The following is a 16,048-nucleotide window of genomic DNA, read 5'->3' as shown; positions in this document are numbered from 1 at the left end:
GTTTACCTTTTTAACCAAACAACTTCGTATGAGAAAAAATACAATCACGTTTCGTGTACTGCTGTTTGCGTGCACGTTACTTAGTTTTCTATCAACATCATCGCAGGGAACATTACTGTTACGACAACCTTCCGTCAGCAAACAACATATTGTATTTGTGCATGGCGATGATCTGTGGGTGGTGCTACGAGACGGTGGTGATGCACGAAGATTGACCACTGCTATTGGTGCAGAAAACAATCCACGCATCAGTGCCGATGGAAAATGGGTAGCTTTTACCGGTCAATACGATGGTAACACAGATGTTTACCTGGTATCGATTGATGGTGGAGATCCGAAACGTCTTACATGGCATCCTAATCCTGACATTGTGCAAGGCTGGACGGCCGATGGCAGCAAAATTATTTTCACTTCATCACGCATGGGTTATCCCACTGCAAATACAAAATTTTATACGGTTGCAACAACAGGAGGTACTCCCGAGCCAATGATACTTCCATTTGGTTTTGTTGGAAGCATGAGTGATGATGGTAGTATGATGGCTTATCAACCTTATTCGTTCTGGGATCCTGAATGGAGAAATTATCGTGGCGGGCAGGCACAACCCATCTGGATCTTCAATATGAAAACCTATGAAACAATAAAAACAATTCAGGGAGATAAAGAACGACACACTGCACCTGTTTGGGAAAATGGCATTTTATATTTTCTATCTGAACAGGATTATGCAAATAATGTTTGGTCATATAATCCAAAAACAAAAGCACAAAAACAACTTACGTTTCATAAAGATTATGATGTAAAGAATTTATCGGCCAGCAACGGAGGGCTTGTTTATGAACAAGGCGCACGTTTACACAGTTATGATATAGCAACAGGCAAAACAAAGCCTTTGATCATTAATGCAAATGGTGATCTTAACTGGGGCCGGGCAAGATGGAACAATGTGTCGGGCGCACAACTTATTAATGCGAGTCTTTCTCCAACAGGCAAACGTGCTTTGTTTGAACATCGTGGTGAAATTTTTTCTGTGCCAAAAGAAAATGGTGAATGGAGAAATATTTCACGTAGTACATCCGCCGCTGATCGCTATCCTTCATGGTCGCCCGATGGACAAAAGATCGCCTGGTTTTCTGATGATAGTGGCGAATATCAATTAATGGTTGCCAGCCAGGACGGTTTGGCAAAACCGAAAGCATATCCCATCCCAAATAAAAAATTCTATTACTATCCATCATGGTCGCCTGATGGAAAATACATTGCATTTACTGATACAGATTACAATATCTGGAACCTTGAACTTGCAAGTGGTAAAACAACCCTCGTTGCTACAGATAAGCTTGCACATCCTAACAGAACAATGCATCCGGTATGGAGCCCCGATAGTAAATGGATCGCTTATGTGCAGATCATGGAGAACCAGTTCAAAGCTGTGAAAGTGTATAATGTTGATGAGAATAAAAGCACAGCTATTACTGATGGTTTGAGTGATGCTATCAGTCCGCAATGGGATGAAAGCGGAAAATATATATACTTTCTTGCAAGCACAGACTATGCGTTAAGCACAGGATGGCTCGATATGAGCAGTTATAATTATCCTGTTACACGTGCATTATACATGGCTGTTCTTTCAAAAGAAACAGCTAATCCTTTTGAACCAAAAAGTGATGAAGAACCTTCAAAACCAGGTGAAGAAAAACCAGTGCTCACTACCAAGAACACTGGTGATACCGTAAAACCTGTTGTTACAAAACCAAGTGGTGTAAAAGTAAAGATCGATTTCGATGGAATTGATCAACGTATCATTTCTGTAAACATGCCTGTACGTGATTACCAGGACCTTGTTGCAGGACCCGATGGACATGTGTTTATTGCAGAAGCTATTGCAAACGAAAACGGGCTTATTCTTCACCGTTATAGTATTAAAGATCGCAAGTCTATTGAATTTATAAGGGGCGTTTCATTTGCAACATCAAGCTTTGATCGAAAAAATCTTTTGTACAGCAGTGGCCCGTCATGGTTTATTGTAAACGCTGCTGCAGCAGCACCGAGACCAGGCGATGGTCGTTTATCAACAGATGGTATGCGTGTGTATGTTGATCCATCAAAAGAAGCAGAGCAGATTTTTAAAGAAGGATGGCGCTATCAACGTGATTTTCTTTATGTGAACAATACACATGGTGCACCATGGAACAAAGTGTATGACTGGTATCAACCATGGTTAAAGCATGTGAAGCATCGTTCTGATCTGAATTACATTATCGATATTCTTGGTGGAGAAATTGCAGTTGGTCACTCTTACACATCGGGTGGTGATTTTCCACAAGTACCAACAATTCCTGTTGGGTTACTGGGCGCAAATTATGCAGCTGATAAAGGCTTCTTTAAAATCACAAAAATATTCACAGGCGAAAACTGGAATCCTGAATTGCGTTCTCCGTTGAGCGGCCCGGGTATGAATGTAAAAGAGGGTGAGTATCTCGTTGAAGTAGAGGGCATGCCTTTAACTGCAGATATGAATTTGTATAGTTTGTTTGAAGGAACGGCAAACAGGCAAATTAAAATTCGTGTAAACAATAAACCATCAACTGAAGGTGCAAGATTAATTACTGTTGTACCTATTGCAAGCGAAGCTGGTTTACGTTCAAGAGCATGGGTTGAAAATAACAGAAGAAAAGTAGATGAATTATCAGGTGGCAAGTTGGCTTATGTGTATGTTCCTAATACAGGAAACCCGGGTTACACTTCTTTCAACCGTTACTATTTTGCGCAGCAGGATAAACAAGGTGCGGTGATCGATGAAAGAAATAATGGTGGCGGCTCCGCAGCCGATTATATGATCGATGTGATGGGACGTAAACTGCAAGGATATTTCAACAACCGGGTTGAAGGTCATAAAGTTTCCACCACACCAATGGCTGGCATATGGGGACCAAAGGTGATGATCATTAATGAAAATGCAGGATCGGGTGGAGACCTGTTGCCTTATATGTTCAGGAAAAGTAAGCTTGGTCCTTTAGTAGGTACACGCACCTGGGGTGGATTGGTTGGCACATGGGATACTCCTCCATTTATTGATGGTGGAAGAATGGTGGCACCACGTGGTGGTTTCTTTGATACCGATGGTAAGTGGGCTGTTGAAGGTGAAGGTATTGCTCCGGATATTGAAGTTTTTTACGATCCGAAAGCACTCATTGAAGGAAGAGATCCCCAACTTGACAGAGCAGTGCAGGAAGCATTGAAATTATTGAAGACCGAAGGAATAGAATTGAAAAAAGAACCAGCACCTCCGGTGCGTTACAAACGACCATCATAAGTTTTAGAATATAAATCCCCTCTTAACCGAGGGGATTTTTTATAGGTATCATAAAGATTTTTAACTTGTAGAAAATCATTCCACATGCTAAGCCTCATAAAAACAAACTCCGACAGCAGCGATTTTCGATCATTGGTTGCATTACTTGATGCCGATCTGCAGGAACGCTATGGTGAACAGCAATCATTCTTTTCGCAATTCAATAAACTTGATCATATTCATCATGTAATTGTTGCTTACGAAAACAGTAAGCCGGTGGGTTGCGGAGCATTTAAAGAATATGAACTCGCCGTTGCTGAGATCAAGCGCATGTATGTAAAACCATTCCATCGTGGCAAAGGAATTGCCGGACAAATTTTAATTGCATTAGAGCAATGGGCAAAAGACGAAGGGTATAAAAGCTGCATCCTAGAAACCGCAGTAAAGCAACCCGAAGCTATTCGGGTATATGAACGTGAAGGATATAAACGTATACCTAACTACGGCCAATATGTTGGAGTAGAGATCAGCTTATGTATGCAAAAAGATCTTGCTTAAAAAGTACTAACGATTAAAGGCGTACAACTCTGTGTCTTTATTTTTTCTTCCCTGTATCATATCAGTAATCATCTGCGCCGCAATAAAACTGAAAGTAATTCCATTACCTCCAAAACCCAACGCATAATAGGTATGTGGTGTTTTACCGTAAGTGCCAATGTATGGCAATGAATCTTTTGTTGAACCAAATGTACCAGCCCAGCTAAACTCCGGTTTAAAATCAATTGCGGGAAAAAGTTTCAGGTAATCTTTTTTCAACTGTGCTGTTTTCTTTTTAATAAGCCGATCTCGTTTTGCCGGGCTGTAAAAATCTTCATCCCGGCCACCAACCATAATGCGGTTATCTTTTGTCACCCGCATATACAAATAAGGATCGGCCGTATTCCAGAGCATTGTTTTATTTTTCCAAAGAGGCAATGATGATTGAAGATGTTCCGATGCAAATGCATAGGTAGAATGTAGCGTAACAATTTTTTTTTCTATAAACTCTGTTATTTCATAACCGCTTGCGTTCACAATTTTTTTTGCATGAATGCTGTGCCCGTTTTCGGTAGTTACAATTACTCCATTCCTATTGTACCTGATCTTTACCACATTTGTTCGATCATAAACAGAAAGTCCCTTTTTAATTGCTGTTGTTAATAAAGCATGTGTAAACAAATAAGCGTCTGTTGCGCCGCCTTTTGCAGAAAGAATTGCAGCCGGTGCCGTAAACCCAAATTGTTTCAGGATTTGTTCATCACTCAGCAACTGCACATCAAAACCAGCTTTCTTTCGTATAGCGAACTCCTCTTCGATCGACTGTTTATCTTTTTTGTATGCTGCAAAATATAAGCACTGCTGCTTCTCGAATAAGTTGAACCCAATTTTTTTTGCTATTGTTTCTAACCCGTCGATCGATTCAGCACACATGTTGTAAGCTCGTGCCGCATTAGAGTAGCTAATTTGTTTTGCCAGTTCATGCAACGGTTTATCCAATTCGTATTGAAGAAACGATGTGCTGGCGCAAGTGCTGCCCAGCCCAACGGTTCGGGCATCAACCTGTACACATTCAATACCTGCATTTACAAGATGATACGCACTTAGTGCACCTGAAATACCAGCACCGATGATCAACACATCTGTTTTTATTGATTGTTCCAGCTTTGGATAATTGGCCGGCAAGCCGTTACTGATAAGTGCATATGGATAGCCTGTTGTAAGATTCATAAATAATGCTTGCGTCTTTGCGTTTTTTTACTTGACCGTAAACGAATCAATAAGCGTGCGAAATTTGTGGCAGATGCAACGTTGGCACCCTACTTGCCATCTCAATAATGCTTCAAACAGCAACTAAACATGAACAAACAAACATCACTTTTGTTTTGCCTGGCGATGGATGCCTTGGGTTATGCAACCTATGCGTTTCCGTTCCTGGGTGAGTTTGGTGATTTGATCTGGGCACCAATCTCTGCTCTTATATTTTTCCGCACGTTTGGTGGTTGGAAAGGTGCCTTCGGATCAGCATTTAACTTTGTGGAAGAGCTGTTACCTTGGACCGACTTTGTTCCCAGCTTTACTATTATGTGGGTGTGGAATTACCTGGGGCGAAAAAGAAACAATCTAGCCATTCAACCAGCCAGATAAAAAAACGTCGCACTTTTCAGTGCGACGTTTTAGTTAGTTCCTGTTTGTTCCATACCGCCATGGGTCATTGGTATCTTTTGTTGGGCGCATTTCCTCATCTTTTTCTTTATCATACACACGCAAGTAAATCGTCCATTCAAAGTTTTGATATTCTGCAACCAGGTCGATCACCAGCTTACTAAATTCGCCCGTAACATCGCTGATATGAAACTGGTTACTCCATAAACGCAACTCTTCCGATGGGGCACTGTAAGTGTTGCTTGCAGTAATACTGCTGTTTGCACCCTTACTAAAAAGCGATTTGCCTAAAATATCATTATAATATAATTTGTACTGCTTTTGCATTTCTTTGGTTTCTTCGGTTACCAGAAGTTTTGCTTCCCAAAGCCAGTTAATCTTTTTATTTGCAGGGTAACCCAGAATCTTTGTTTCAACAGCACCTTTCATTTCCACTTTAGAAGTGTATTCAATCACGCTAGGGTCGCCTTGATTTTGTGTACCCTTGATTAGTGCAAACTGATTAGGATAATCGTTAATTACTTTTTCTAGTTGCGGTCGGATGGTGGTGAAGCTGTTCTTTATTTGTGCAGATGAAAAGAAAGCAATCGAAATAATTGCTGATGATAGCAGTAGTTTTTTGGTCATGGATAGAGATTTGATTGCAATATAGTGAAACAAATCTTTATGTCATAGTAGGCGAGGTATAAGTCTTTTTACTCGCTTCATATAATTCCTGTACTCATCACCATAAACATGTAACAGTTTTTTTTCTTCAAGCCACATACCAACAAAGAGATAAACGATCATCAAGAATAATACAAGCCAGTTCTTATAATACGGAAATGCAATGCAAATACCTATACAGAATAATAGTGTACCACTATATAAAGGATGGCGCATATATTTATGCAAGCCCCCAATCTGCAGAGGCATATATGTTTCTTTCTTCAAACCAAAGAATGATGGAAGATGATACTCCCTTGCCGACATGATCATCAAAACAAGTCCCGCCATAATGATCACCACACCGGCAACGGCACTGAAGAGGTTTCCGGGAAAGAGCAATGCTGATATTGTTTTCTCGTGAAGCCAAAGGATAAACGCCAGTGACAAGAGATTAAACACATTATACAATATGCGGTAGGTTTGGACCGTAAGTCCGGAAACCCTTTGCATCCAATGCTTTATGCGCTCATCGGCAAAAAAGCTATGCAGGAAAAAATATATTGCCCATAATAAAAGCAGCACTACCATTTTACGAATGTAGTAGGATTATTACACAGAAACCCGTAAAAATAACAGGTGAAAAAACATTGTTTCTACGCTTGCAAAATAAATGGACTGTTAATATTTTTATAGCCTTAAATCCAAGTGTTATGAAAAAGAACCCTTCCGTACGTAAAAGCTCTTCTGTACTTCAGTCTATTAAACAGATTGTTCATTTGCTGGTGGAATCTTTTGAATCACCACAGACAAAGCAATTTAAACGTTGGAAAAGTTATGTAGCTGAATAATATGAATGAATTTTACCCATGAAAGCCATTACTGCTGCGAGTGTATGGCTTTTTTTTATGTGGTTGTTCCAATCATTTATTTCCCGAAAACAAAATGTAATCTGAAGGAGTATATCCTTTAATAGAAAAGATATAATTGTTTTGAATTGATCCCGGGCGAAGAAACTCTCCCTTTCTTGTATATACTAATACTGCACCGCCATTTCCCGGATTCATAGTCCCAGCTAAAACGGTAGGCAAAAATTTCATGTAAGCAATGCTGCCTACATCCATTGATTGCAGTTGGTAAAAATCAACTTCCATTTCATCAATAAAATAAGCCCTCACTTTTTCTTTTCGCCAGAATAAAGCTTGTTCACCAGTTGATCCGTCGTTTGACATTGTAAGGCCAGGCATCCTTGTTAACAAATAGGTTAGGCAATCCTGGTAAGTCAATATATCATCATTATCAAGAAAGTTGAATTCACGTTCCATAATGCTGCTGAAAAGTGTGGATGAGTATTCCTCTTTATACTTTTCCAGTTTTGTTTTGCGAGTGCCGGTTACAACAACTTCCTTCAGTTCTTTTCCTTTGCCCTCAACTCTTATAGCATTTGCTGGAAGTTTGTTGATCAATTTTAATGAGTCATATTCTGCCGATGTAAAAAGATTAGCTGCAAAATTAAAAACGGTAGAGCTGACAGAGTCGTAATCCTTCGGTTTGGGAATTAATTCAATGTTGATATCTGGCTTTTGTTTTCGCTTAGTGCCAACAAAATTAAAAAATACTGTAGCCTTATTTTCAAAAACCAGTTTGGGTAAGAAAAAGCGCTTGTCTTCTTTTACTTCTAATACTTTATTGTAGTTCTGAATATCTTTTCCAAACACAAACATCATTATGGAGGAGGATATCTTACTATTATTGAGTATCCCGGTAACCTGTCGCAAACCAGGGTAATAAAATGTTGAAATAATAATCTTATTGTTCTGGTAATTTTCGGGAACTGTTAAAAGAAAACTGTTAACTGTGTCAATTGCAGGATAGTAAAGAGTGTCAGTAACTTTTGCTTCAACCGCCTTTACCACCACCATTAATGTTCCCGCCTTTACAAATGCTGATTGTTGCAGCGTGATCCAGATGCTGTCAGTGTCAGGTACACGCTCAACAAAAACAGAAGCAGATCCTTTCTCTTGGGAATAACTAACATGGCCAATGACAAGAAAGAGAATAACAGACTGAATAAGTTTTTTCATAAAGGCTTTTTATAAAAAAACCGTAACTGTTGCTGTTACGGTTACATATGTAAGTTTAAAACTTCGTCAGCACTTTGTTCATCTCAGCTGTAATTTCTTCGTTGCACAGATTGCCTATACTTCCTTCGTGTGTATGATGCAGCTGCTGCCAATCGTATTCAAACGCTCCTTTGTTAATGCTATTGCCTACCTGCTGGTAAGCTTCACGGAACGGAACACCTTTGTTCACCAAATCATTCACAGCTTCTACACTAAAGAGATATTTATATTTTTCATCGGTGAGAATATTTTCTTTCACCTTCATATTGCTGAGCATGAGCTGCATTAACTGCAGACAAGCTTTCAGTTCTTCAATAGCAGGGAACAAAATTTCTTTGGTCAACTGCATATCACGGTGATAACCGGAAGGAAGATTATTGATGAGTAATGTCAACTCATTCGGAATTGATTGAATGCGATTGCACTTTGCACGAATGAGTTCGAACACATCCGGATTTTTTTTGTGCGGCATAATGCTGCTACCCGTCGTTAATTCATCGGGGAACGAAAGGAAACCAAAGTTCTGGTTCATGTACAAACAACAATCCATTGCGAGTTTGCTAAGCGTGGCTGCAACGGAACTCATACCAATGCTGGTTACCTTTTCTGTTTTACCACGACTCATTTGTGCATATACACTGTTCCAGTTAAGTGTACCAAACTGAAGTAATTCTGTCGTGCGTTTTCTATTGAGTGGAAAAGAAGAACCATAACCTGCGCCGCTTCCCAGTGGATTTTTATTCGCTACCTGGTAGGCTGCTGATAATAATTCAACATCATCTACCAAACTTTCTGCGTATGCTCCCAGCCATAAACCAACCGATGAAGGCATTGCAATCTGAAGATGTGTATAGCCGGGCAGCAATGTATTCTTATGATCATTACCGGTTTTGATCAACAGATCAAACAGGTGTTTTACTTCGTCTTTTATATTATTGATCTCTGCACGCAGGTATAATTTAATATCAACGGCAACCTGATCATTGCGGCTTCGGCCGCTGTGAATCTTCTTTCCAACATCGCCGATCTTTTGCGTGAGCAGAAATTCAACCTGTGAATGGACATCTTCAATCCCTTCGTCAATGGTAAATTGTGAATGGTCAATTGTTGCTGCTATTTCTTTAAGTCCTACTACTGCTTGCTCAGCCTCTTCTTTTGTCATCAGACCAACTTCACCCAGCATGGTTACATGCGCAATGGAACCTTGCACATCATACTTTGCCAACAGTAAATCAAATTCTTTGTCACGACCAACAGTAAACTGTTCAACCAATGCAGATGTGCTGCTGTTTTCTTTGCTCCAGAGTTTCATGTTACATGCTTAATGCTTAATGCCAACTGCTTAATGCTTTTTTGCATTAAGCGTTTTGCATTCTGCGTTTAAAGAATTTTATTTAACAGCTGAATGTACAATTCAATGCCGCCTTTGATCTCATCAACATACACATACTCATCAGCCGTGTGACTTCTTGCACTATCACCGGGACCCATCTTTAATGCAGGGAACGGCATTAGTGCTTTATCACTTGTTGTGGGTGATCCATAATAGCCACGACCTAACTCAATACCAGCTTTCACCAACGAATGATCCATCGGGATAGATGTTGATTTCATTCTTGTGGTACGTGGTTTGAACTGACTCTTGAGATTTTCTTTCAATTCACCTAGAATTTCATCGAATGTATAAAGCTCGTTCACACGTACATCAATTACATACTTGCATTGCGGTGGTACCACATTGTGCTGTTGGTTTTCTGTACCGATCACGGTAACCGTCAACATTGATTCGCCTAACAACGGACTTACTTTATCGAACTTGTAATTGCGTATCCAGTTAATATCATCCATTGCAATGTACAAGGCGTTGATGCCTTCTTTTCGTGCAGCATGACCGGCTTTGCCTTGTGCAATACAGTCGATCACCATCAAACCACGCTCTGCAACAGCCATATCCATTTTGGTAGGTTCGCCAACAATACCAAAGTTGATATTACCGAGATAAGGCAACACCAGCTCAATACCGTTTACACCGCTGATCTCTTCTTCGGCACTGGCAGCAAACACAACGTTATGTGAAAGATTTTCTTTCTCGTAATAGTAAAGGAACGTTGCAATAAGGCTCACTAAACATCCGCCGGCATCGTTACTGCCGAGGCCAAATAATTTTCCATCTTCTACTACCGGTTCAAATGGATCTCTGGTGTATTTCGCATTGGGCTTTACTGTGTCATGGTGAGAATTAAGTAATACAGATGGTTTTGATGCATCGTAAAATTTATTCTTTGCATACACATTGTTGCCTACACGAAAATGTTCAATTCCTTTTTGTGCAAAAAAGTGAATGAGAATTTCTGCGGTTTCGTTTTCTTCTTTTGAAAAAGACGGCGTGGCGATCAGCTGTTTTAGCAATTCTACAGCCTCGGTGTGAAGTTGGCTGATGTCCTGGTTTGCCATAATAATGTTTTTAACTGTTTGTAATGGATGTTCCGCTTTCTCCATTTATCAGATCTTTCAAATGCTCTGCTTTACCAATTACTACCTTTTTTACGCCACTCTTTAATGCAGCAAATGCGTTATCGAGTTTGGGGATCATGCCCGCAAATATTTTTCCTTCTGCTTTTAATTGTTCGTACGATGATGGATCGATCTTGCTGATAACAGTTGCATCATCATTTGCATCGAGCAACACGCCCGCTTTTTCAAAAGAGTAGATGAGGCTTACTTCATATAGGCTACTCATTGCTTTCGCTACTTCCTGCGCAATGGTATCGGCATTGGTGTTTAATAACTGACCATTGCCATCGTGCGTAATAGGAGCAACAACTGGTGTAAAACCATGATCAAGCAGGCTGCTCCAGTTTTGCGCATCGATCTTATCCGATTTTACATCGCCCACAAAACCGTAATCAATTTCTTTTACAGGTCGCTTGCTGGCCGGAATTAAATTGCCATCTGCACCGGTAACACCAATTGCATTGCAGTTGAGTGCCTGCAATTGTGCAATTACTTTTTTATTGATAAGCCCTGCATACACCATCGTCACCAGGTCAATTGTTGCAGTATCGGTAATGCGTCGGCCATCTACATACTTGCTTTCAATGCCGAGTGATTCGCCGATCTTGGTTGCAACTTTTCCGCCGCCGTGTATCAGGATTTTAGGACCAGACACCGAGGCGAAATCTTGCAGGAATGATGAAAGCTTTGCTTCATCATCTACAATGTTACCACCGATCTTTATGACAATGAGCTTATCCATTTGCTTTCAGAATTTCTGACAGCACTGTTTGTGCTGCCCATACACGATTACTCGCCTGCTGGGTAACAATACTGTTGTTACTGTCCAGTACTTCATCGCTTAACTCCACATTTCTGCGAACAGGTAAGCAATGCATCACTTTGGCATTGTTGGTTGTTTTCAGTTTTTCTTCTGTCAACATCCAAGCAGGATCGTTACAATAAATGCGACCATAATCAGTATAAGTGCTCCAGTTTTTTACATACACAAAGTCTGCATCTTTCAATGCTTCATCCTGGTTGTGTGTGATGGTTGCACCTTTCGTGAATTGTTCATCCAGTTCATAATCTTCAGGATGGGTAATGACAAAATCAGCTTCGCCCCATGCGTTGATCCATTGCGCAAAACTGTTGCTTACACATTGTGGCAATGGCTTAATATGTGGTGCCCATGTTAGCACAATTTTTGGTTTGCGCTTTTCTTTAAATGTTTCCGTGATGGTGATGATGTCTGTCAGCGATTGCAATGGATGCAATGTCGAACTTTCTAAACTCACCACAGGTACGCCTGCATATTTAATAAACTGCTTTATGAACAGTTCGCTGTAATCATCTTTTTTATTCTGCAACGATGGAAATGTACGAATGGCCAGCACATCGAAATAATTTCCGAGAATAGGCGCTGCATCTTTTACATGTTCCACTGTTGTACCACTCATGATGGCTTCTTCTTCAAACTCCCATGTCCATCCCTCGCTACCCACGTTGAACACAATTGGCTGCATACCGAGATTTTCTGCAGCGATCTGTGTACTTAAACGTGTGCGCAAACTGGGGTTAAGAAAAATTAATCCCATACGCTTTCCTGCACCAAGTGCATTATCAGCAAGCGGGTTTGCTTTATACGCCAACGCCTTTTCTACAAGAGCGTTGATGTTTGCTACATCATGAACGGAAATAAACTGTTTCATTCTATGCTAAATGCGGAGTGCTGAATGCATAACATGGCAACTCCTGTTTTATGAATCACTTTTTATGCACTTTGCATTACTTCAATCTCTTCTTTCACTGCATCAATAAACATTTCTGCATCTCTCTTCTTCAAACCAAGACTTGGCAACAAGCGGATCACATTCGGTTTTGCTTCGCCCGTGAAGATCTTGTGGTTCATCAATAAATTCTTCTTCAAGTCTTTGATCTCTTCCGGTACATCAAAGCCAATCATTAAGCCACGACCACGTACATTTTGTATTTCGTCGATCTTCTCCAACTCTTCACGGAGATATTTACCGATCATCACAGCGTTGCCCAACAATTTTTCTTCTTCCATTACTTCCAATACGGCTAATGAAGCAACACAAGCAAGGTGATTACCGCCGAAGGTTGTGCCTAACTGGAAATGTTTTGGTTTGATGTGCGGCGCAATGATGATGCCACCGATCGGAAATCCATTACCCATACCCTTCGCCATGCTGTAGATATCGGCGTTAACACCTGCAAAATCATGACTGAAGAATTTACCGGTTCTGCCAAATCCACACTGTACGCTATCAGCAATATAAACTGCTCCATACTGATCGCAGAGTGAACGGATTTTTTTCAGGAATGAAACATCAGCAACGTTGATACCGCCAACACCTTGTATACCTTCAATGATCACTGATGAAATTTCATCGCCTTGTTTTTTGAAACAAGCTTCCAATGCAGCTTCATCGTTGAAAGGAAGGAAGATCACATTATCGGTTTCATTCACCGGTGCGATATAATTTTTATTATCTGTTGCACTTACCGCCAAAGATGTGCGGCCATGAAATGCTTTATTGAACGCAATAATTTTTTTGCGACCGTTGTGAAAGCTTGCCAGCTTCAATGCATTTTCGTTTGCTTCTGCACCTGAGTTGCAAAGAAAGAGTTGATAATCTTCTTTACCACTGACTTTACCCAGCTTTGCAGCCAGTTCTTCCTGCAACGGAATTTTAATAGAGTTGGAGTAAAAAGCAATTTTGTTCAACTGCTCTTCAATTCGTTTTACCCAATGCGGATGTGTGTGTCCAATACTGATCACGGCATGTCCGCCGTAAAGGTCGAGGTATTGCTCGCCTTGATCGTCCCATACATAAGAGCCTTTGGCTTTTGTAATGGTGATGGGGTTGATGGGGTAAACGTCGAATAAATTCATTTGTTAATGCTTAGTGCGGAAAGCTTAGTGCTTAATGCGCATTCTGCATTAAGCATTCTGCGTTCTGCGTTATTAAAAATAATTTGCTTTCAATTTTAATCCTGCAGCTTCATCAAGTGCAAACAACAGGTTCATATTCTGTACCGCTTGTCCGCTGGCACCTTTCAATAAATTATCCGCTGCTGAATGTACCACCAGCATATCGCCTACTTTCTCCAGTTGAATCAAGCATTTATTGGTGTTCACTACCTGCTTTAAGAAAACCGCTTCCTTAATTACATGTGTGAAGGCAGCACTGGCATAAAACTCTTCGTAGAGTTTGTATAATTCATCAAGACTTTTTTCACATTTCAATTGTGAGCTGATGAATATTCCTCTTGTGAAATCGCCACGCCATGGAACAAAGTTCACCTTGACATCGCTGTTGGGTTGTAACTGCAGCAATGATTCACCAATTTCACCAAGATGCTGATGCGTTAATGTTTTATATGCCTGGATGTTATTTGCTCTCCAGCTGAAATGAGAAGTAGCTGCCAAGCTTTGTCCGGCACCTGTGCTACCGGTGATGCCTGTTGTATAAACATCACTCAACAAACCTGCTTTCGCCAATGGCAATAAACCAAGTTGCAATGTTGTAGCAAAACAACCGGGGTTGGCAATGTTGTTTGCATTTTTTATTTGTTCTTTGTTCAACTCAGGTAACCCGTAAACAAATCTGCGGCTACCAATTTGTGAAGAAGTACTTAACCTGAAATCGTTTGCTAAATCAATTACTTTGATATTCTCTGCAATTGTATTCTCAGCCAAGAATTTTTTTGATTCACCATGACCAAGACATAGAAACAGCACATCCACATCATTCGATAGCTCACCGGCGAATTTCAAATCTGTTTCACCAAACAAATCCTGATGTACTTTATATACAGGTTGATCTGCATTGCTTCTGCTATGAATAAATGCTAATTTAACATTTGGATGATTCACCAGTAAGCGAATGAGTTCGCCACCTGTATAGCCTGCACCACCGATTATTCCTACTCTAATGCTCATAATGAAAAATTAAGAATGAAGAATGAAGAATGTGAAATGAAAAAGTGAAGACCAACGCTTCAACTACTTTCTCATTCTTCATTTCTCATTTGTTATTTTTTATTTTCTTCCTGTACCGAAGTCCAGATAGAAGTTTGATTGCCGAAAATTTTTGAGAAGCCTCTTACATCATCACCGGTAAAGCCAGTATTCATTTCACCATACTTACCAAACTTAGCGCTCATCAAATCATACTTGCTGTCGATACCAATTACCTGGAAACGGTATGGCATCAGTTGTACAAATACATCTCCGGTAACATTTTGCTGGCTGCTGGTGAAATATGCTTCAACATCACGCATTACAGGATCAAGAATTTGTCCTTCGTGCATCCAGTTACCGTAGAACTGTGCCAATGTATCTTTCCATTGCAGTTGCCATTTGGTGAGCACATGCTTTTCCAATGCATGATGTGCTTTCAAGATCACAATTGGTGCTGCTGCTTCAAAACCTACACGGCCTTTAATGCCGATGATGGTATCGCCCACATGAATGTCTCTTGCAATACCGTAAGCGCCGGCAATTGTTTGCAAATGATTAATGGCATCAACAGGATGATCAAATTGCTGATCGTTCACTGCTTTCAGTTCACCTTTTTCGAAATGAAGTTTTACTTCTTCACTTCCGTTTTTGGTTACCTGTGTAGGCCATGCTTCTTCGGGCAACATGCCTTTGCTGTTGAGGGTTTCTTTACCACCAACACTTGTACCCCATAAACCTTTATTAATTGAGTAAACAGCTTTATCAAAATTCATTTCAACGCCTTTGCTCTTGAGGTAAGTAATTTCTTCCTCACGGCTCAACTTCATATCACGAATGGGTGTGATGATCTCAACACCGGGGATCATGATATGGAAGATCATATCGAAACGCACCTGGTCGTTACCAGCACCGGTACTACCGTGAGCAACTGCATCAGCATTTAATTTCTTTGCATGTTCCGCAATGTGCAAGGCCTGGCTTAAACGCTCAGCACTTACGCTGAGTGGATAGGTATTGTTCTTTAAACAGTTTCCGAAAATGAGATATTTAATAATGCGATCGTAATAACCTTTTACTGCATCAACAGTTGTATGTGATTTTACACCAAGGTTGTAAGCATGTGCTTCAATCTTTTTTAATTCTTCTTCACTGAAACCTCCGGTATTAACAATCACCGAATGAATTTCATAACCTTTTTCATCGCTGAGATATTTGGCGCAGTAAGTAGTATCCAATCCACCACTAAAGCCGAGTACAATTTTTTTGTTTGCCATTGCTGAATAGAATTATTGAACGTAC

The 16,048-nt window shown here is 40.3% G+C and carries 15 protein-coding genes; 4 read left to right on the top strand and 11 right to left on the bottom strand.

The genetic code is table 11. From position 1 onward, the window contains the following. The first annotated feature begins 28 nt into the window (after nucleotides 1–28). A complete protein-coding gene (locus ACO1QW_RS20100; RefSeq protein ID WP_486261177.1) occupies nucleotides 29–3,316 on the top strand; it encodes a S41 family peptidase in 3,288 nt (1,095 codons plus the stop codon). Nucleotides 3,317–3,400: 84 nt separating this feature from the next. Beyond that, nucleotides 3,401–3,853: a GNAT family N-acetyltransferase gene (locus tag ACO1QW_RS20095; protein ID WP_486261176.1), complete on the top strand. Its 453-nt coding sequence runs from the start codon at nucleotides 3,401–3,403 to the stop codon at nucleotides 3,851–3,853. Nucleotides 3,854–3,859: 6 nt separating this feature from the next. On the opposite strand, the gene ACO1QW_RS20090 is transcribed toward ACO1QW_RS20095, so the two are convergent. Continuing rightward, complete coding sequence (locus ACO1QW_RS20090) at nucleotides 3,860–5,062, bottom strand: NAD(P)/FAD-dependent oxidoreductase (RefSeq protein ID WP_486261175.1); 1,203 nt, start codon at nucleotides 5,060–5,062, stop codon at nucleotides 3,860–3,862. A 129-nt stretch (nucleotides 5,063–5,191) separates the two neighbouring features. Here ACO1QW_RS20090 and ACO1QW_RS20085 point away from each other — a divergent pair, with 129 nt between their 5' ends. After that, a complete protein-coding gene (locus ACO1QW_RS20085; RefSeq protein ID WP_486261174.1) occupies nucleotides 5,192–5,479 on the top strand; it encodes a hypothetical protein in 288 nt (95 codons plus the stop codon). A gap of 33 nt (nucleotides 5,480–5,512) precedes the next feature. Here the strand turns inward: ACO1QW_RS20085 and ACO1QW_RS20080 are convergent, their stop codons facing one another. Together ACO1QW_RS20080 and ACO1QW_RS20075 are read right to left on the bottom strand one after the other, a co-directional pair. Then, nucleotides 5,513–6,124: a hypothetical protein gene (locus ACO1QW_RS20080; protein WP_486261173.1), complete on the bottom strand. Its 612-nt coding sequence runs from the start codon at nucleotides 6,122–6,124 to the stop codon at nucleotides 5,513–5,515. A 42-nt stretch (nucleotides 6,125–6,166) separates the two neighbouring features. Further along, nucleotides 6,167–6,733 carry a methyltransferase family protein gene (locus ACO1QW_RS20075; RefSeq protein WP_486261172.1) on the bottom strand — a complete coding sequence of 189 codons (567 nt, stop codon included), beginning with the start codon at nucleotides 6,731–6,733 and terminating at the stop codon, nucleotides 6,167–6,169. A gap of 122 nt (nucleotides 6,734–6,855) precedes the next feature. Between ACO1QW_RS20075 and ACO1QW_RS20070 the strand changes: the two genes are divergently transcribed. Next, complete coding sequence (locus ACO1QW_RS20070; RefSeq protein ID WP_182802916.1) at nucleotides 6,856–6,993, top strand: hypothetical protein; 138 nt, start codon at nucleotides 6,856–6,858, stop codon at nucleotides 6,991–6,993. A gap of 72 nt (nucleotides 6,994–7,065) precedes the next feature. Here ACO1QW_RS20070 and ACO1QW_RS20065 read toward each other — a convergent pair whose 3' ends face one another. From ACO1QW_RS20065 to argG, 8 genes are all read right to left on the bottom strand, one after another. Next, a complete protein-coding gene (locus ACO1QW_RS20065; RefSeq protein ID WP_486261171.1) occupies nucleotides 7,066–8,226 on the bottom strand; it encodes a hypothetical protein in 1,161 nt (386 codons plus the stop codon). Between the two features lie 55 nt (nucleotides 8,227–8,281). Then, nucleotides 8,282–9,577, bottom strand: a complete 1,296-nt coding sequence (gene argH / locus ACO1QW_RS20060; protein ID WP_486261170.1) for an argininosuccinate lyase — start codon at nucleotides 9,575–9,577, stop codon at nucleotides 8,282–8,284. A gap of 68 nt (nucleotides 9,578–9,645) precedes the next feature. After that, nucleotides 9,646–10,764: a M20 family metallo-hydrolase gene (locus tag ACO1QW_RS20055; RefSeq protein WP_486261169.1), complete on the bottom strand. Its 1,119-nt coding sequence runs from the start codon at nucleotides 10,762–10,764 to the stop codon at nucleotides 9,646–9,648. Next, nucleotides 10,730–11,521 (bottom strand): acetylglutamate kinase, encoded by a 792-nt coding sequence (gene argB, locus ACO1QW_RS20050; protein WP_486261168.1) that lies wholly within the window; start codon nucleotides 11,519–11,521, stop codon nucleotides 10,730–10,732. Before argB ends, ACO1QW_RS20055 begins: the two co-directional genes overlap by 35 nt. Continuing rightward, entirely contained in the window at nucleotides 11,514–12,470 is a 957-nt protein-coding gene (locus tag ACO1QW_RS20045) for a Rossmann-fold NAD(P)-binding domain-containing protein (RefSeq protein ID WP_486261167.1), read from the bottom strand. Before ACO1QW_RS20045 ends, argB begins: the two co-directional genes overlap by 8 nt. 62 nt (nucleotides 12,471–12,532) lie before the next feature. Next, the gene (locus ACO1QW_RS20040; protein ID WP_486261166.1) at nucleotides 12,533–13,678 is read right to left on the bottom strand and encodes an aspartate aminotransferase family protein; all 1,146 of its coding nucleotides are present in this window, start codon (nucleotides 13,676–13,678) and stop codon (nucleotides 12,533–12,535) included. A gap of 72 nt (nucleotides 13,679–13,750) precedes the next feature. Then, complete coding sequence (gene argC / locus ACO1QW_RS20035) at nucleotides 13,751–14,728, bottom strand: N-acetyl-gamma-glutamyl-phosphate reductase (RefSeq protein ID WP_486261165.1); 978 nt, start codon at nucleotides 14,726–14,728, stop codon at nucleotides 13,751–13,753. A 92-nt stretch (nucleotides 14,729–14,820) separates the two neighbouring features. Further along, a complete protein-coding gene (gene argG / locus ACO1QW_RS20030) occupies nucleotides 14,821–16,023 on the bottom strand; it encodes an argininosuccinate synthase (RefSeq protein ID WP_486261164.1) in 1,203 nt (400 codons plus the stop codon). Nucleotides 16,024–16,048: the final 25 nt, after the last annotated feature.

Source organism: Lacibacter sp. (assembly GCF_057361365.1).
Note: the sequence above shows the minus strand (reverse complement) of the source record. Positions and strands in the feature narration are given on the sequence as shown.